13 protein-coding genes are annotated in these 19,114 nt (G+C 44.9%); 10 read left to right on the top strand and 3 right to left on the bottom strand.

All coding sequences use genetic code 11. The annotated features are described in order from the left end of the window. Positions 1 to 298 precede the first annotated feature (298 nt). Positions 299 to 802, top strand: a complete 504-nt coding sequence (locus D1814_RS03820) for a 3'-5' exonuclease (RefSeq protein WP_118490184.1) — start codon at positions 299 to 301, stop codon at positions 800 to 802. A 76-nt stretch (positions 803 to 878) separates the two neighbouring features. On the opposite strand, the gene D1814_RS03815 is transcribed toward D1814_RS03820, so the two are convergent. Next, positions 879 to 1,349, bottom strand: a complete 471-nt coding sequence (locus D1814_RS03815) for a hypothetical protein (RefSeq protein ID WP_118490183.1) — start codon at positions 1,347 to 1,349, stop codon at positions 879 to 881. Between the two features lie 245 nt (positions 1,350 to 1,594). After that, the gene (metK, locus tag D1814_RS03810; protein WP_118490182.1) at positions 1,595 to 2,740 is read right to left on the bottom strand and encodes a methionine adenosyltransferase; all 1,146 of its coding nucleotides are present in this window, start codon (positions 2,738 to 2,740) and stop codon (positions 1,595 to 1,597) included. Between the two features lie 396 nt (positions 2,741 to 3,136). On the opposite strand from metK, the gene tkt reads away from it, so the two are divergent. The 9 genes from tkt to D1814_RS03765 all read left to right on the top strand — a co-directional run bounded on the left by tkt (position 3,137) and on the right by D1814_RS03765 (position 17,439). Beyond that, on the top strand, positions 3,137 to 5,128 hold the full coding sequence (tkt, locus tag D1814_RS03805; protein WP_118490181.1) for a transketolase: 1,992 nt from the start codon (positions 3,137 to 3,139) through the stop codon (positions 5,126 to 5,128). A gap of 18 nt (positions 5,129 to 5,146) precedes the next feature. Then, on the top strand, positions 5,147 to 6,157 hold the full coding sequence (gene epd / locus D1814_RS03800; RefSeq protein WP_118490180.1) for an erythrose-4-phosphate dehydrogenase: 1,011 nt from the start codon (positions 5,147 to 5,149) through the stop codon (positions 6,155 to 6,157). A 115-nt stretch (positions 6,158 to 6,272) separates the two neighbouring features. Beyond that, a complete protein-coding gene (locus tag D1814_RS03795; RefSeq protein ID WP_014948385.1) occupies positions 6,273 to 7,448 on the top strand; it encodes a phosphoglycerate kinase in 1,176 nt (391 codons plus the stop codon). Positions 7,449 to 7,749: 301 nt separating this feature from the next. Continuing rightward, positions 7,750 to 8,649, top strand: coding sequence for a fructose bisphosphate aldolase (locus D1814_RS03790; protein WP_118490179.1), 900 nt, complete (start codon positions 7,750 to 7,752; stop codon positions 8,647 to 8,649). Between the two features lie 165 nt (positions 8,650 to 8,814). Beyond that, on the top strand, positions 8,815 to 9,129 hold the full coding sequence (locus tag D1814_RS03785) for a hypothetical protein (protein WP_118490178.1): 315 nt from the start codon (positions 8,815 to 8,817) through the stop codon (positions 9,127 to 9,129). 250 nt (positions 9,130 to 9,379) lie between these two features. Next, positions 9,380 to 10,468: an efflux RND transporter periplasmic adaptor subunit gene (locus D1814_RS03780; protein WP_118495293.1), complete on the top strand. Its 1,089-nt coding sequence runs from the start codon at positions 9,380 to 9,382 to the stop codon at positions 10,466 to 10,468. A gap of 9 nt (positions 10,469 to 10,477) precedes the next feature. Next, a complete protein-coding gene (locus D1814_RS03775; protein WP_118490177.1) occupies positions 10,478 to 13,663 on the top strand; it encodes an efflux RND transporter permease subunit in 3,186 nt (1,061 codons plus the stop codon). Continuing rightward, the gene (locus D1814_RS03770) at positions 13,653 to 15,128 is read left to right on the top strand and encodes a TolC family protein (protein WP_118490176.1); all 1,476 of its coding nucleotides are present in this window, start codon (positions 13,653 to 13,655) and stop codon (positions 15,126 to 15,128) included. The genes D1814_RS03775 and D1814_RS03770 overlap by 11 nt, the downstream gene beginning before the upstream one ends. A 184-nt stretch (positions 15,129 to 15,312) precedes the next feature. After that, positions 15,313 to 17,439 carry an alpha/beta hydrolase family protein gene (locus tag D1814_RS03765; RefSeq protein ID WP_118490175.1) on the top strand — a complete coding sequence of 709 codons (2,127 nt, stop codon included), beginning with the start codon at positions 15,313 to 15,315 and terminating at the stop codon, positions 17,437 to 17,439. A 112-nt stretch (positions 17,440 to 17,551) separates the two neighbouring features. Here the strand turns inward: D1814_RS03765 and ppx are convergent, their stop codons facing one another. Then, positions 17,552 to 19,114 carry an exopolyphosphatase gene (gene ppx, locus D1814_RS03760; protein WP_118490174.1) on the bottom strand — a complete coding sequence of 521 codons (1,563 nt, stop codon included), beginning with the start codon at positions 19,112 to 19,114 and terminating at the stop codon, positions 17,552 to 17,554.

The raw sequence follows: 19,114 nt of genomic DNA, 5'->3' as shown, positions 1-19,114 counted from the left end.
ACCCTTAAAAGTGTATAGCAATGTGCTGAGCGTTTTATTATTTACGCATTATCCTTTAGTCTAATTTTGCTTGTTATGTAGACAGTTTTTCTAGGAAACACCCACTACACTTCTTTTGGTAGTAAACCAATGTGGCACGATTCTGCTATCGAACACTAGGTATGAAGCTAAATGGTGATTTGGTGAGCATCTATGCGAGGGCATAGAGCACGATGAAAATTGAAAAACACCTGTGCCAGTGTGAAGGATATTCTCTTTTTCTGACACAAATTAGGGAGAACAGTAGTTTGGAGCGTAAGTGCAAAATACAACATTGCCTACAATTATAGATGTGGAAGCAAGTGGATTTGGGGCAGCAAGTTACCCCATAGAAATAGGCATTGTGCGCTATGATGGTGCAAAGTGGTGCAAGCTACTGAGGCCATTTGACTCTTGGGTGCACTGGGATACAAAAGCACAATCGCTGCACGGCATTTCTCAACAAATGTTACAAGCTCGGGGCGAAGAGCCTCACAAAGTGTGTGTTGAGCTCAATAATTTTTTAGGGAATACGGTTGTATACAGTGACGGATGGGTGGTAGATAACCCTTGGTTAATAAAACTGTACTCAGCAGCGCAAATTGACATGTCGTTTACCTGCCGTGCTCTTGAATATATATTGACTGAATCTCAGATGGATAACTGGCACGACGTCAAAAATAGTCTTTCCGCTGAGCTAGACGTAAAACGTCATCGGGCGAGTTCTGATGCAATGATAATACAGCAAACCTATGCGAAAACGATGGCGCTCACTCAGAAGTGATTCTGTGTTGCCTTTACAGTAAGGGAGGCACAATTTTGACGTTACGGCGTTCAGTAAGCTAAAGGTAGTGATATTCCTAGAACAGGTAATTAACACCTAAAGAAAGCGCCATATTCTCTTCTTCTCCAACTTGTCTATGCTCAAGCTCTACGGCCATATTTAACCCTTCACTTTGGCCAAGTAGCCAGCCCAATCGCGTAAAAGTACCTACATCGTGAGGTAAATAAAGCCATTCGGCATAATGTTGAAAAGCGGTATTGTTTGTTTTGTAGGTTGCATAGACCTTCTGTGGCACCCAAGTATTAAACCGCCGGCTGGCGCTAAAGATACCTTGTGAACCCGCTGGATAGGTATAAGTGTTGTCGTAAAGGTAGGTTTCGGTCGTAGATTGAACGCGGTACATACTGGTTAGCTGCCACCGAGCTATCTTTTTGCTCTTAAATTGAATTGGGCTGTAGTGGGTATCATTTACATCCGCGAACACAGGTAAGGCTGTTATTGAGACAGCCAGTGCAAAGGCGAAGAAAATACCAGTAGCCATATTCATGGAAGAGTCCAAGTTGTTGTTATCATGGCTTGTAAACAACTAGAAACTACAAGCGACAGTGTGTTCGTTATTTAAGCATAGTTCCAAAAACAAAGGATGGAAATGGTCTATACCGTTTTTAATCTATCTAGCTAACTTAATTAACTCGACAGACGTCAATAAAAAAACGCCGCTAGGTTGTATAGCTTCAATGTAGAGCGTAACAACCTAGCGGCGTTTTCGAAAAGCGTTATATGCTTATAGAATTAAACTGAAGCTTTCAACGCTTGTGCTTTATCCGTTGCTTCCCATGGGAATTCGTCACGACCAAAGTGACCGTACGCTGCAGTAGGGCGATAAATTGGGCGCTCAAGGTCAAGCATCTGAATAAGACCATAAGGACGTAAGTCGAAATGTTCGCGAACAAGTGCAACAAGAGTTTTCTCATCTACTACACCTGTACCGAAGGTATCAATGCTGATAGAGGTCGGCTCTGCCACACCGATGGCGTAAGACACCTGGATTTCACAGCGCTTAGCAAGACCCGCGGCAACAATGTTTTTAGCCACATAACGACCCGCGTATGCTGCACTGCGGTCTACTTTTGATGGATCTTTACCTGAGAACGCACCACCACCGTGACGAGCCATACCGCCGTAAGTATCCACGATGATTTTACGGCCTGTTAAGCCGCAGTCGCCCATTGGACCACCGATAACAAATCGACCCGTTGGGTTGATGTGAAAGCGCGTATTTCCATCAATCCATTCACTTGGCAGTACTGGCTTGATGATTTCTTCCATTACCGCTTCGCGAACCGTTTCAGTGCTTACTGAGTCACAGTGCTGGGTTGAAAGTACCACCGCGTCAATGCCCACTGGCTTGTCGTTTTCGTATTTAAAAGTGATTTGGCTTTTTGCATCTGGACGCAACCAATCTAGTTTGCCAGATTTACGTACTTCCGCTTGCTTTTGTACAAGGCGGTGAGAGTACGTGATAGGCGCCGGCATTAGTACGTCAGTTTCATCGCTAGCGTAACCGAACATTAGGCCTTGGTCGCCCGCGCCTTGTTCTTCCAAGCTTGCGCGATCAACACCTTGATTAATATCAGGAGACTGTTTACCAATAGCATTTAATACGGCACATGAATCGGCGTCAAAGCCCATGTCTGAATGCGTATAGCCAATTTCTTTTACTGTGTTACGAGTAAGCTCTTCAATGTCTACCCATGCAGAAGTGGTAACTTCACCACCTACTAAAACCATACCGGTTTTTACATACGTTTCGCAGGCCACCCGAGCGCGAGGATCTTGTTCTAAAATAGCGTCAAGAACCGCATCTGAGATCTGATCAGCAATTTTGTCCGGATGTCCTTCAGACACTGACTCGGATGTGAATAAATGCGTGGCCATAAATGCTCCGTAAGCGTTAAATTATCAAAATAGTCGTATATTGTACTAAAACAAGTTATAAATACCAGTCTTTACTTCTAGACGTCTAAAAGTCTCTTTGTTACGAATAGTTGACATAACCCGATCATTTTTAGGGTTATTTCGATGTAGAACAAAGACAAAGTATAAGGAATGTTATCCACAATTCTGTGAGCTTTATAAGCTTCTCTGATGTTTTTGGATTTACTTTCGATAATGGCAATGAAAATCCATTGAACTGAAAGGTGGCATGGGTAAGAATAGCCTCACATTCAAAAGTGCCTAGAAGTAGAGTAAGAGCAAAAAATTGATGTTCCTCAGTACTCACATCAATTACTACCGTGGTACCAAAAGATACAAAATAAATCAGGAGACAACATGCCCTCTCGTCGTGAACTCGCCAATGCTATCCGTGCATTAAGCATGGACGCCGTTCAACAAGCTAAATCTGGTCACCCAGGCGCCCCAATGGGGATGGCTGATATTGCGCAGGTACTATGGGGTGATTTCTTATCACACAATCCTGCGAACCCGTCTTGGGCTAATCGCGATCGCTTTGTACTTTCAAACGGTCACGGCTCGATGCTGTTGTACTCTCTACTACATCTTTCAGGCTACGAACTGCCTATTGAAGAGTTGAAGAACTTCCGTCAGTTGCATTCTAAAACGCCTGGTCACCCAGAGTACGGTTACGCGCCAGGTGTCGAAACCACCACTGGTCCACTAGGTCAAGGTATCAGTAATGCAGTCGGTATGGCGCTTGCTGAAAAAGTATTGGCGGCCCAATTTAACAAAGACGGTCACACCATTGTTGATCACCACACCTATGCATTCTTAGGCGACGGCTGCTTGATGGAAGGTATCTCTCACGAGACGTGTTCATTAGCAGGTACACTTGGCCTTGGTAAGCTCATCGCATTCTGGGATGACAACGGCATTTCAATTGATGGTGAAGTAGAAGGCTGGTTCACTGACGATACACCGGCACGCTTCAAGAGCTACGGCTGGGAGGTGATTGAAGGTGTTGACGGTCACGATGCAGAGCAAGTCAAAGCTGCTATTGAAAAAGCGCAAGCGAATACGGCGCAGCCTACACTGATTTGTTGTAAAACCACCATTGGCTTTGGTTCGCCTAATAAAGAAGGTACCGAGTCGTGCCACGGTGCACCGTTAGGCGATGACGAAATTGTCGCTACGCGTGAGAAGCTTGGCTGGAGCCATGGCGCGTTCGAAATTCCAGACGATATTTACGCGGGCTGGGACGGTAAGGAGAAAGGTTCAAAAGCGGAAAGCGCGTGGAACGACGCTTTCGCAGCATACGAAGCGGCTTATCCAGAGCTTGCAGCAGAATTTAAACGCCGTGTAAATGGCGAACTGCCAGCAGATTTCAGCGACAAAGCAGATGCAATTATTGCTGAGCTTCAAGCTAACCCACAAAACATTGCTTCACGTAAAGCGTCGCAAAATGCATTAAACGCCTTTGGCCCGTTACTTCCGGAGCTATTAGGCGGCTCTGCCGACCTTGCGGGTTCTAACCTTACCATTTGGGAAGGTAGCAAAGGCGTTGAAGCAAACGATGCATCAGGTAACTACATTTATTACGGTGTGCGTGAGTTTGGTATGTCTGCCATGATGAATGGTATTGTCCTTCACGGTGGCTTCAAGGCGTACGGCGCAACCTTCCTAATGTTTATGGAATATGCACGTAATGCGGTGCGTATGGCGGCCCTAATGAAGCAGCCTGCTATTTTCGTTTACACCCACGACTCAATTGGTCTGGGTGAAGACGGCCCAACGCACCAGCCAGTAGAGCAGGTGGTTGCTCTACGTGCAACACCTAACCTTGATAACTGGCGTCCTTGTGATCAGGTTGAGTCTGCTGTGTCGTGGAAGTCTGCTATTGAGCGCACTGACGGCCCAACAACCCTAATCTTCACGCGTCAAGGCTTAGCCCAGCAAGAAAGAACGGCTCAACAAGTTTCAGATATCGCGAAAGGCGGTTACGTACTTAAAGACTGTGAAGGTACACCAGAGCTTATTCTGATTGGTACCGGTTCTGAAGTTCAGCTAGCCGTTGAAGCCGCAGAAAAACTTACCGAGCAAGGTAAGGCCGTTCGCGTAGTATCTATGCCATCAACTGACGTATTTGACCGTCAGTCTGCTGATTACCGTGAAAGCGTATTGCCGTCTAGTGTTGTGAAACGTGTAGCGGTTGAAGCCTTGTCTAAAGACAGTTGGTACAAGTACGTTGGCTTTAACGGCGCTATCGTAGGTATGGACACCTTTGGTGAGTCTGCACCTGCAGGCGACCTATTTAAGCACTTCAACATTACCACTGACGCTGTAGTAGAGGCTGCACTGTCTCTGTAAGAGGTAATAGATAAGCCTATGGTAAATATTGCCATAAATGGGTTTGGTCGTATTGGCCGTAACGTGTTGCGCGCGCTGTATGAAAGTGGGCGCAACAACGAATTTAACGTGGTGGCCATTAACGACATAGCTAAACCCGAAGGCATAGCACATTTACTTAAATACGATACCGCCCACGGGCGGTTCCGTTTTGATGTGGCCTTAGAAAACAACACGCTTAATGTGGCAGGTGACGATATTACGCTGCTCGCGATAAGCGATATTAAAGACCTACCCTGGAAAGACTTAGGCGTTGATATTGTGCTTGAGTGTACGGGCAAGTTTGATGACAGAGCATCGGGGCAAGCGCATTTAAATGCAGGCGCTGGTAAAGTGCTTTTCTCTTCACCTGGGTCTTCTGATTTAGACAATACCGTTATTTTTGGCACCAACGAAGACACGTTGACCAGTGAACAAAAATTAGTCTCCAACGGCTCTTGCACCACAAACTGTATTGTTCCTGTTATCCAAGCGCTAGACGCTGCATTCGGTGTTGAAAGTGGTACGATCACAACCATTCACGCATCTATGCACGACCAGCAAGTTATTGACGCTTACCACGAAGATTTGCGCAGAACCCGCGCTGCCAGTCAGTCCATTATTCCCGTTGATACACGCCTTGCTGCCGGTATAGAGCGCATTCTGCCTAAGTTTGCAGGTAAGTTCGAAGCCATTGCTGTGCGTGTGCCTACAATCAATGTTACCGCCATGGATTTAAGCGTAACGCTTCAGTCTAAGGTAACCATTGAACAGGTGAATCAAGCACTTCGCAATGCTAAAGCGGGGCGTTTGCAGGGCATTTTGGACTATACCGAAGAGCCTTTGGTGTCCGTAGATTTCAATCACGACCCTCACTCGTGTATTGTAGATGGCACACAAACAAGAGTCAGTCACAAGCAGCTAGTAAAAACACTGGTGTGGTGTGACAACGAATGGGGTTTTGCAAACCGTATGCTCGATACCGCTAAAGTGATGTTCGACGCACAATAAAGCATTGATGCTGCCAGGGCTGGTAGCACAGCCCGCGCAGCTTTCACAGTTAATTTGAGCGTGTTTGACTTGTTAAAACACGCTCTACTGAATTTAAATTAACATAGGAAAGACGATGGCAATTCCAAGCATGAGCGATATGGCCTTAAAAGGTCAGCGCGTACTAATTAGACAAGATTTAAATGTGCCGGTAAAAGACGGTAAAGTGACCTCAGATGCGCGTATTAAAGCATCTATCCCTACTATCAAAGCTGCCCTAGACGCTGGCGCGGCAGTTATGGTGATGTCTCACCTTGGCCGTCCTACTGAAGGTGAGCCTGCTGATGAATTCTCTCTTCAACCTGTGGTTGATTACCTTAACGACGCCCTAGACGTTCCAGTAAAGCTAGTTAAAGACTACCTAGACGGTGTTGAACTTAGCGAAGGCGAACTGGTTATCCTTGAAAACGTGCGTTTTAACAACGGCGAGAAAAAAGACGACGAGACGCTAGCGAAACAGTACGCCGCACTTTGCGATATTTTCGTTATGGATGCCTTTGGCACCGCGCACCGCGCACAAGCGTCTACCCATGGCGTGGCTAAATTCGCTCCGAAAGCCTGCGCTGGCCCGTTACTTGCTGCTGAATTAGATGCATTGGGCAAAGCGCTGGACAACCCTAAGCGCCCAATGGTGGCCATTGTTGGTGGTTCAAAAGTATCGACCAAACTTACTGTACTAAAAACGCTAGCTGAAAAAGTTGACCAGCTAATTGTAGGTGGCGGTATTGCTAATACCTTTATTGCGGCGCAGGGTCACAATGTAGGTAAGTCGTTAGTTGAAATGGACTTAACTGAGCAAGCTACGCAGCTTATGAACGAAGCGCAGGCAAACGGCGGTAATATTCCGGTGCCAACAGACGTAGTGGTGGGCAAGGCCTTTGATGAAAACACAGAAGCGACGCTAAAAGTAGTCAGTGACGTTGCTGACGACGATATGATTTTTGATATCGGCCCAGATTCGTCGAAAGCGTTAGAAGATATTATTAAGAATGCGGGTACCATTGTTTGGAATGGCCCTGTAGGCGTTTTTGAATTTGAACAGTTCAGTGCAGGTACGAAAGCGCTTTCAGAAGCGATTGCAGCAAGCGACGCATTCTCAATCGCAGGTGGTGGTGATACACTAGCAGCCGTTGATAAATACGGAATTGCCGATAAGGTTTCTTATATTTCAACAGGTGGTGGCGCGTTCCTTGAATTCTTGGAAGGTAAAACACTACCAGCGGTAGCAGTACTAGAAGAAAAAAATAAATAAGCCTAAGCGCTGTATATCAATGCAGCGCATACAAGCTCTCGAAAGCTAAGGCCTAGTGCAAAGTTGCCCCAATTTGTGTCACGCTCAGTAACAGCACTTTTGAGCGTGACCATTTAATCGGAAACGATTACCCCAGCGAAACAGTGAAGTACGCTGGCATAAATACCAATTTTATTACAGATGTGTTTACTCTAGGTGCCGGCATGCCGTGTGAGAGACAAACAGATCTTTAATAGAATTGGTATAACAATAAACCCTACACCTGTCTATTAAGGCAGTAATATACAAAAGGAGTGTTGCAATGGCATCACAAGCTCAGCAGGCAATGCTGGATAAACTGAAAACACAAACCGGTTTTATTGCAGCGTTAGATCAAAGCGGCGGTAGTACCCCTAAAGCGTTGCGCTTATACGGCATAGAAGAGTCTGAATACAGCTCAGACGAAGAGATGTTCAATCTTGTTCACGAAATGCGTACGCGTATTATCACCAGCACCCCTTTTAGCGGCGAGCGCGTTTTAGGCGCAATCTTGTTCGAAAATACCCTTGATAGAGAAATTGAAGGCATGTCTACTGCACACTTCTTGTGGCAGAAGAAACGTGTTATTCCTTTCTTAAAAGTCGATAAAGGATTAGCTGAAGAGAGCAATGGTGTTCAAGTGATGAAGCCTATGCCAGGTCTTGATGCATTGCTTGCTAAAGCGGTAGCTCAAGACGTATTCGGTACTAAGATGCGCAGCGTAGTGAAGCTAGCCAATCATCAAGGTATTAAAGATGTTGTTGCTCAGCAATTTGAAGTGGGTAAGCAGATTTTGGCGGCTGGCCTTGTTCCAATCATCGAGCCAGAGGTTGATATCCACAGTCCGCAAAAAGCAGAAGCTGAAGCGCTACTTAAGTTAGAGATCCTAACCCAACTTAATCTTCTTAATGAAGGTGAAGAAGTGATGCTTAAGCTAACGCTACCAACCGAAGCTAACTTTTATAAAGAGCTTGTTGACCACCCGCGCGTACTTAAAGTGGTTGCACTTTCTGGCGGCTACAGTCGTGACGATGCAAACGCAAAACTATCAGAAAACCAAGGCATGATTGCGAGCTTCTCTCGCGCATTAACCGAAGGCGTATCTGCACAGCAATCTCAAGAAGAGTTTGAAGCAACACTAGATAAAGCGATTGAAGGTATTTACCAAGCGTCTAAAGCGTAAATAACTTCTTAACTTTCTCATTACAAAGAGCGCTATTCAGCGCTCTTTTTGTTTATATTGACGCATTCAACACAAAGCCTATTGTCAAAAAAAGGAGGACTGTGTAGCATCTCGCGCCATTGTCATTGCTTAATATTATTCAAGCTTAGCATTGGAAGTAAACTGGTGAATTTCCAACACATAAATACTCAACGCTTTTGCTACGGTATAGCGCTGTTATTGTTTACTTGCTTGCTTACGATTAAACAGGATATTAAGCCTATCTCGTCAAAGCATCAGCTTGATGCTTCCGTATCGACCCTCTCAATAGAAAGTAGCGCAGAAGAAAATGCGCATGACGACCTATTCCCGTCCGTTATCAATACCTTTGGTAACGCTGCGATTATTAGTTCACTTAGTGAAAACTCACCTCCATATTTAGTCTCTTGGTCTAAAAAGAGCTACGTCACCCCGCTTACAAGAGCGCCACCTGCTGTTTAAGCTTTTTCTCTTGTTTTTGGATGCAAGAGTAAAGCCCTTCAATTTCAAAATTTTCACAAAACGTCAGCTCTCTTCTGAGCTAGATATATTCGTGCGTGCATAGCTGAGTAATGAAAAGCATGAGCGGTTAGTAGCGCCCTCGTGTTAGCAAAACTGAACGGTAATAATGCCGTGCGGTAATTTACTCGCTATGCCGTACTAATGCTGTTGCCTGTCTATGGGTAACACCTATAAGAACGATTTAAAAATTATGAGCAAAAAAACGCTTTTAGCAGCAAGTATTCTTACCATTATGTTAACCGGGTGTGGTCATCAAGAGCATGAAGCTCACCATGGCGGACCTCTAGAATTCAATGTTTCCCATCCAATCAGCAAAGATACGGTTCTTGTTAAAGAATATGTCAGTCAAATACGCGCCATTCAGCATATTGAATTAAGGGCAATGGAGAGAGGGTACCTTGCTTCTACTTTCGTCGACGAAGGACAAACCGTCGAGAAAGGAGAGCCTATGTTTAAAATAGTGCCCACTATCTACGAAGCAGAACTTAAGCGCGCCAAGGCAGAGGCAAAAGCGGTGCAAATGGAGTTTAAAAACACCAAGTCGCTAGTGGATCAAAATATAGTGTCACCTAATGAGCTTGCCGTTGTAGAAGCCGAGTATCAAAAAGCCCAAGCTGAAGTTGAACTTGCCGAAGCACATTTGGCATTCACTGACATTAAAGCGCCCTTTACCGGGAAGATGGACCATCTAGAAGCAAGAACAGGTAGCTTGCTTGATGAGGGTGAACTCCTCACTACTATGTCTGATTTAAGCCAAATGTGGGTATATTTCAATGTGCCTGAGTCGGAATATTTAGATTATGTACAAAGTGGAAAAGCAAATGAAGGGACGAGCGTTAGGCTCAAGCTCGCAAACGGTACGATTTATCCTTATAAAGGGGTGATAGATACTATTGAAGCCGATTTTGATAACCATACGGGAACGATTGAAATGCGTGCATCATTCCCTAATCCCGATGAAATGTTACGTCATGGGCAAACTGGTAATATACTTGTTGACGTTGATTACCCCAATTCCCTTGTCATTCCCCAAAAGGCGACCTTTCAAATATTGGATCAGAACTATGTATATGTTCTAGATGCTGATAATACGCTTAAAACTCGTCATATAGAGATTGCAGCAGAATTACCTCACATCTTCTTGGTATCCGAGGGGTTAAAAGAAGATGACACTATTCTTCTTGAGGGGTTGCGACGAGTAAGTAATGGCGATCGCATAAAGCCTAACCTAATTTCTGCTGACGACACGTTAGCTGAACTCGCACTTCAGGCAGAGTAGGGGGTTATTATGTTTGGTGTATTTATAAAACGCCCGGTGATGGCGATCATGCTATCCCTTATGATTATTTTTTTGGGCGCGCTTTCCGTTGTTACCTTGCCCACTTCTCAATTTCCAGATATCGCTCCCCCCAGGGTTTTAATTTCATTGGCATATCCTGGTTCAAGTGCTGATGTTCTCGTAAAGTCATCTTTGGTGACTATTGAACGTTCGATAAATGGTGTGCCGGGCATGAAGTACATAGTGTCTGATGCCACAAGTGCCGGTGAAGCGACGATTCAGGTTATCTTTGACTTAGATGTGGACCCTAACCAAGCACTAATAAACGTGAAAACGCGGCTTGACCAGATAATGAACCGGCTCCCGCAGTTGGTACAACTAGAGGGAGTGGTACTTCAAAGGGTGCAGCCTAGTATGTTGATGTATATCAACGTCTATAGCACCGATGAAGACGCCGATGAGAAGTTTCTTTATAACTACTCGAACATCAATGTTATACCCGAAATACAGCGTGTTAACGGTATAGCCAGCGCTAAGATATTGGGTAGTCGGCAGTATGCTATGCGCATTTGGTTAAAGCCAGATCGCATGCGAGCGTATAATATTTCAGTCGATGAAGTGATGGAGTCGATTGATGAGCAAAGCCTTATTGGCCGTCCAGGACGACTCGGACGGAGCTCGGGAATAAGTGCGCAGTCCAAAGAATATGTGCTTGTTTATGAAGGTCGGTATGACGAGCCTGACGAATACAAAAATATCATTATCAGAGCGGATAGTGACGGCAAGCTGCTTAAACTAAGCGACATAGCAGATGTAGAGCTTAGCAGTGAGTTTTTCGATATCTACTCAAATAAAGATGGGTATCCTTCTGCCGCAATCGTGTTAAAGCAAAACTATGGCAGTAGCGCTAATGAAGTGATATCGCAAGTAAAAGCTAAAATGGCAGAGCTTGAAGAAACTTTCCCGGAAGGCATGAAGTACGAAATCAACTATGACGTGTCTAAGTTTCTTGATGCATCAATAGAGCAAGTACTGCATACATTATTTGAGGCGTTTATTTTGGTTTCGCTAGTGGTATTCATCTTTTTAGGGGACTGGCGTTCAACCTTAATTCCGCTATTGGCCGTCCCCGTATCCTTAATCGGTACCTTCTTTTGTATGCAAGCAACGGGGGTAAACATTAACCTGATAACCCTTTTCGCGTTGGTATTGGCTATCGGGATAGTGGTAGATAACGCCATTGTTATTGTCGAAGCTGTGCATGCAAAAATGGAAGAGAGCGCTAGCTTGACGCCTTATATGGCGACGCAGCAGGTATTAGGTGAAATGGGCGGCGCTATTATTGCTATCACGCTTGTGATGACAGCAGTATTTGTGCCTTTAGTGTTTATGACTGGGCCGGTTGGCGTTTTTTATCGTCAATTCTCTATCACTATGGCATCGTCCATTATCATTTCTTGTATTGTAGCGCTTTCATTAACGCCAGTGCTGTGTGCGATGCTACTTAAAAACCCACACACACATACCAAAAAAGCTACGCCAATCAGTAAGCTTATTGATGTATTCAATCATTGGTTCGACAAGCTCACCGGGCGTTACACCAGCATCATAAAAGCGTTAGTAACCCGTCGAGTGGTGACTATTTTGTCGCTTTTTGCATTTGTAGCAGGCACGATTGGTTTCAATCACATTCTTCCGACTGGTTTTATCCCTGGAGAAGACCAGGGCCAAATTTACGCCATTATTCAAACCCCTCCAGGAAGCACCCTTGAAGTAACAAACGAAGTAGCGCGGGAGCTTCAAACCCTTGCTCTTGATGTTGAAGGTGTGTCATCGGTTTCTTCACTCGCAGGTTATGAAATTTTGACGGAAGGCCGAGGCTCTAATGCAGGGACTTGCCTTATTAACCTTGAAGACTGGGCGAATAGAGACCAGTCCGTACAGGAAATCATTGAAGAACTAGAGGCTAAAACTCATCATCTTGGCGCTGTGGTCGAATATTTCGAGCCTCCTGTAGTGCCTGGCTATGGCGCGTCATCAGGGCTGTCGTTCCGTTTGCTCGACAAAACAAATACGACGGATTACCAAGAGTTTGATGAAATAAACCAATCCTTTATGGATGAGCTGTCCAAACGCAAAGAACTTAAAGGGCTATTTACTTTCTACGCGGCTAATTACCCGCAATATAAAATTGAAATAGACAATCAAGCTGCGATGCAAAAGGGCGTATCAATTGGCAAGGCTATGGAAAACCTTAATATCCTAATTGGTAGTACCTACGAGCAAGGCTTTACCCGTTTCAATAACTTTTACAAGGTGTATACCCAAAGTGCTCCAGAGTACCGTCGTTACCCAAGCGATTTAATGGACTACTACGTAAAAAATGAGGAAGGTGAGATGGTGCCTTACTCTGCGTTTATGAAGCTGATTAAAACGCAAGGGCCCAATGAAATTACCCGATACAACCTGTACACCTCTGCAGCCATTCGGGCGGAGCCCGCAAAAGGCTATACCTCTGCCGAAGCCATTAAAGCGGTTGAAGAAGTTGCTGCGGCAACGTTACCCAAAGGCTATGACATAGGTTGGGAAGGGTTATCTTTTGACGAGGCCAAACGCGGTAGTGAAGCCATCGTCATATTCGGTGTAGTTCTACTATTTGTATATATAGTACTGGCGTCGCAATATGAAAGCTTGCTGCTTCCTCTTGCCGTTATTTTGTCGTTGCCAAGCGGTTTGATTGGTTCTTTTATTCTACTTGACCTAATGGGCTTAGCGAACGATGTCTACGCGCAATTAGGGCTTGTAATGCTGGTTGGCTTACTGGGCAAAAACGCCGTGCTGATTGTTGAATACGCGGTACAGAAAAACCAGCAGGGTTTATCTATCGCAGAAGCCGCCGTTGACGCAGCGAAACAGCGATTCCGCCCTATATTAATGACTTCATTTTCGTTTGTAGCAGGGCTTATCCCACTGGTCGTCGCCACAGGCGCAGGTGCGGTAGGAAACCGAACTATTGGTGCTTCAGCACTTGGAGGCACACTTTGCGGTAGTGTCTTCGGCATCATAGTTATTCCAGGCTTGTACTACCTTTTCGCTAAGTTAGAAGAGGGTAAGTCGCTAATTAAAAACGAAGATCACGTTCCACTTACAGAAACCTATCATTACAACGATGAGGTGCTAAGCGATGAAAAATAACACGCGTCTTTTGAAAAAGCCTCTTTACATGGCGATTGGCAGTGCACTTCTAGTTCAAGCCTGTGCTATCCCGACAGTTGAAACGCGGGATCCAAATGTAACCCTGCCAGAACAGTTTAATGCAGAGATAGGCACTGAAACAAGCAACAACCTTAGTAATGGTGAAGCAAAAATTGAATGGGAGGCGTGGTTCAACGACCCATATTTGACATCGTTAGTTGAAACCGCTGTAGCGAATAACAAGGAAGTCGCCGTACTTGCACAACGCATTAATATGGCGTCTAACGAGGTGTATGCGCGGGAAGGTGAGTATTTACCAAGCGTGTCTGCAGGTGCTGCTGCTGAAACCGAAAAAGTGGGGGAATATACGCGAGAAGGAGCGGTTGAAGAACAGCTTGATATCAGGGAGGGGAAAGCTTTCCCTGACCCCTTAGCTAATTTAGAGCTTGGGCTAAACGCGTCGTGGGAAGTGGATATCTGGCATAAGCTAAGGAATGCCTCAAAGGTGGCGTCACTTGAATACTTAGCTTCTATTGAAAGTAAGAATTTCTTTATCACGCAGCTTGTTTCTGAAGTGTCTCGTAGCTACTACGAACTATTAGCGTTAGACAACAAGCTGGCGAATATTGATGCCACCATAAAGTTGCAGCGTGATGTTATTCAAACCATTAATGCACTTAAAGAATATGGACGAGCCTCTTCTTTACCCGTAGCGCGCTTTAATGCTGAGGTGAAGAAGAATGAAAGTGAACGCTTTCTCATTGAACAGGAAATTGTGGAGAAAGAGAACACAATCAATCTATTACTAGGGCGCATGCCTCAACCTATTCAACGAAATAGCAACACGTTGTTTAGCGAAGACATTGTTAAGCCTAATATTGGTGTGCCCGCTTCATTGTTAGAAAACCGACCCGACATTCGAGAAGCTGAACTTACACTGCAGGCTGCGAACTTAAATATAGATGTTGCTAAAGCCAATTTTTACCCCTCTTTAGAGCTTAAGGCTGGGGTAGGGTTGTCTGCGTTTGATAGCCGGTATTTGTTTAATGTACCTGAGTCGTTGGCCTATTCGCTATCTGGCGATATTTTTGCCCCTTTAATCAATCGGCGTGCTATTGAAGCTGTTTATAAAAATGCGAGCGCCGAGCAAATCCAGGCCGCTTATGAGTATGAGCTTACGCTGCTAAAAGCGGTGTCTGAAGTGTCGAACAGTTTGTCTAAGTTGGATAATCTTGAAAAAAGTGCCGACGCTAAAAAAGCGCAAATTGCGTCCTTGGAGTCGTCAGTTGATATTGCGAATAGGTTGTTTACATCAGCGCACGGTGAGTATCTAGAAGTACTATTGGCGCAGCGCGAAGCATTGGAAGCACGCAGTGAGTTTATAGAAACTCGTCAGCAGCAACTTGCAGCACTCGTTGACCTGTATCAAGCCCTAGGAGGTGGTTGGCAATCTTCGTCGACCTAACCTAGATTGGCTAAGTTAATAACTATTTAAGGAGAGCGGTTGCTCTCCTTTTTTTGTTTTATCGTCTTCTTTACGCATCTCAACGTTTAATTTTTATAGGCGGTGATATTTAAGTAAGATGAAAATTGAGCGATCACCGCCAAAACAAACCGGCAAAACAATAACCATAATCTAAAGGTGAACTATGTCTTTTTTTAAAATCCGACGATTACATCAGATGAGTAAGCGGCGTAGTGGGGCGTTGGCGCTATTGTGTCTTGGTGCACTGATGTTGTCCTCCCCTGTACTTGCAAATTCTCAGTCGGATGACGCTACCTCAAAGAAAAATAACTTTTTACAATCAGAAGATATCTTTAACCTTGAATATGTAAGCGAAGTTCAGGTATCCCCAAACGGTAAATATATCGCGTACGTGCGCCGTTCAAACGATATCATGTCAGACAGTAGCCGCGCGAACGTCTGGCTAGCGTCGGTTGATGGTAAGTCAAACCGTCCCTTACTATCATCGAAAAAGAGTTACTATTCTATTCGCTGGTCACCAGACGGCAGCCGATTAGCTTACCTATCCAATGAAGAGGGTAAACCGCAACTGTATGTACGCTGGATGGATACAGGGCAAACGGCGTTAGTTACAAACGTGACATCAAGTCCAAGCAATATCACATGGTCACCCGACGGTAAATACATTGCCTTTACCATGAGCGTAGATGCCAAAGAAAAGCCGCTTGACGTTAAAATGCCGAAGAAGCCGGAGGGCGCAAAGTGGTCGCCTAAATTTCAATATATCACTAAGGCGCGTTATCAAGCTGATGGCAAAGGTGTACTAGACCCTGCCTATACTCATATCTTTATTGTCCCTTCTGACGGAGGCACCGCAAGGCAGTTAACCTCGGGTAATTATCATCACAAGGGGCGTTTAAGTTTTGCGCCGAACGGGAAAAAGATTTACTTCTCTGCTAACCGTAGTAATAACTGGGAGTATGAACCAGTTGAGGCCGATATATTTTCTGTTGATATGACGGGGAATATCGAACAATTGACGCAGGATAAAGGGCGAGAATCGTCACCTGTTGTATCGCCAGACGGAAAGCACATTGCCTATACACACCGCGACGATGAAAAAGTGATGTACAAAAATAGCTACTTGTACGTGATGAATAGCGATGGCTCTGGGCAAAGAAACGTAACAAAAGACATTGATAATTCGGTGTCTAACCTTCACTGGAAAGATAATAAACATATTTACTTTCAGCAGTCAGTACGCGGTTTAGCGCAAGTGGATGTGGTATCGCTATCGGGCAATGTAAAAGCCGTAGCGAAGGGGCTCGGAGGCACTACGTTAGGACGACCTTATGTGTTTGGTACTTATCATGCGGTAGGCAATGTTGTGGCTTACACTAAAGGGCGAACAGACCGCCCCGCAGATTTATATGTCACTACGCGAAAAGAGCGACAGCTTACCGCACTAAATGAAGATATTTTAGGTCACAAACAACTTGGCGAAGTGAAAGAAATTGTTTATCAATCTTCTATTGATGGCGAAGAAATTCAAGGTTGGTACATTCTGCCGCCTAACTATGATAGCTCAAAAACCTATCCGCTTATTCTTGAAATTCACGGTGGTCCCAACCTTGCTTATGGGCCCGTTTTTACTGCTGAACTTCAGCGCATGGCAGCAGAAGGCTATGTAGTATTTTATGATAATCACAGAGGTAGTACAGGTTACGGGGAACGTTTTGCTTTACTTCTTCAGGGGAAATATAGTTCTGAGTATGACTTTTCTGACCATATGTCTGGGGTAGACGCGCTGATTGAAAAAGGAATAGCCGATCCAGAGCGTTTATTTATAACGGGTGGCTCAGCAGGTGGCATTGCATCAGCCTATGCCATTGGACTTACAAACCGATTCAAAGCAGCCGTGGTTGCAAAACCCGTTATTAATTGGTTATCCAAGGTATTAACCGCCGATTCGGGCCTTTATCAAATTCCTTTCCAATTCCCAGGTAAACCTTGGGATAATGTAGAGCATTATTGGAAGCGCTCGCCATTATCGCTTGTAGGCAATGTGACTACACCTACCATGTTGATTACGGGTGTGGAAGATAAACGCACGCCTATGTCTGAAACTGAGCAGTTCTATCAAGCGTTGAAACTTCAAAAGGTTGATAGTGTACTGGTGAAAGTACCCGGCTCGCCGCATGGGATTGCCTCTAAACCTTCTCGAATGATTGGTAAAGTGGAAAATATTTTGGCGTGGTTTAAAAAGTACGACAGCGCGCACGTAGATGATGCCAAAGCCAAAGGCGAGTAATTAAATCAACGTTTATATACGTTAGTTTCGCAATGCTAGAGATAAATGGGGCTATTGTACCGATTCAATCGGTTCAAGGCCCCATTTTTTTAATTCGAGCCTAACATTTTTCTTATTCTACAGTGGGATGTAACTGCGAGATATCCGGTACAACCGTAAGTTTTAGATCAAGCGCCTTCCAGTAGTGACTTTCTCTTAACAAGTCTGCCGAAATTATAGGTTTTTCATCTAACCAGCCTTCTGGGAAGGTGATGGTCAATTCGTTCTTTTCAACATTAACGACAAGGTCGGGTACAAACCCCTCTTGGCGTTTAATATTAAGCAGTACACCTAAACGTAGTAACGCGATTAAATACTTTACCGACGGCTCATCGAACAAATTAAAAGTAGGTAGTTCATTAGTACGAATTTTCTTTCTATGGAAACGTACTAGGGTAGCGAGCAGTAACTGTTGTTCTTGAGTAAACCCTGGCATGTCCACGTTGCCAAGAATATAGGCGCTGTGTTTTTGAATACCGCGAGAGTTAATTTGCATGCCAACTTCATGAAGTAGAGCAGCCCACCCAAGCATACTTTTAAAGTCGCGCCCTTTGAGTTTCCATTCTTTTTCAACATCATTGAAAAGTGAAAGGGTTGTATTGAGCACCATGGTTGCTTGTGATGTGTCTACATCGTAGCGGGTTGCCAAGCTGCTTGCCGTTCTGCCGCGAATGTCGGCATGATGTAACTCATCTTCCATCTGATAGAGCACACCTTCTCGCAAGGCGGCGGGAGAGTATACCAACCCTTCAATTTCTAGCGCCTTGAAGACTGCGATGAGAATAGCGAGACCACCAGCGATAACCACGCGGCGGTCTTCACTTAAATCTGGGTAACTTAATTTATCGATATGCCCTGCGTTTGTGAATTGCTTCATCAAATTGCGCAAACTTTTAAGTGTTACCGGGATATCGTGGCCATTTGGTCTGTCTTGCTGACACAGGGTGAACAGCGAGCGAATGGTACCTGACGTACCAACACATTGGACCCAGCCAAGTCTGCGGTACTTATTGTCAATCAACTCAAGTTCTTGCTGCGCAGCCGTAATAGCGCGATTGAAGGCTTTAGGCTTTAGCTCTCCGTTCGCGAAAAAGCGTTTAGTATAGCTAACACAACCCATTTGAAGGCTGCGACAGAGCAAAGGCGTGAATCCTTCACCAATAACAAATTCCGTTGAACCACCGCCTATATCAACTACCAGCTGTTGACCGTCTGCGTGATTAGTATGGGCAACGCCGGAGTAAATAAGACGCGCTTCTTCTACGCCAGAAATAACTTCAATAGGGTAGGGAAGGATGTCTCTTGCTGCGCTAATAAAGTCTCGGGCGTTACGGGCCTTGCGCAGCGTGTGTGTAGCCACAATTCTGACCGAGTCAGGCTCAAAGCCTTTAAGGCTTTCTGCTACCACTTTAAGCATAGCTAGCCCGCGCTCCATTGCCTCATCAGACAAAATATCGTCTTCGTTGAGCCCTTCGGCCAAGCGAACCTTTTGTTTCACTCTATGCAGAATTTGCACAGACCCAGCAACAATACGTGCTACCACTAAGTGGAAACTATTGGAGCCAATATCGAGCGCTGCGACTTTACTGACTTCGCGGGTTTCCACGTCATTAAAAATTGATTCGTGCTGGGTCAT

The organism is Alteromonas sp. BL110 (assembly GCF_003443615.1).
Lineage (GTDB): Bacteria > Pseudomonadota > Gammaproteobacteria > Enterobacterales > Alteromonadaceae > Alteromonas.
This window is presented reverse-complemented; position numbering and strand designations above follow the sequence as displayed.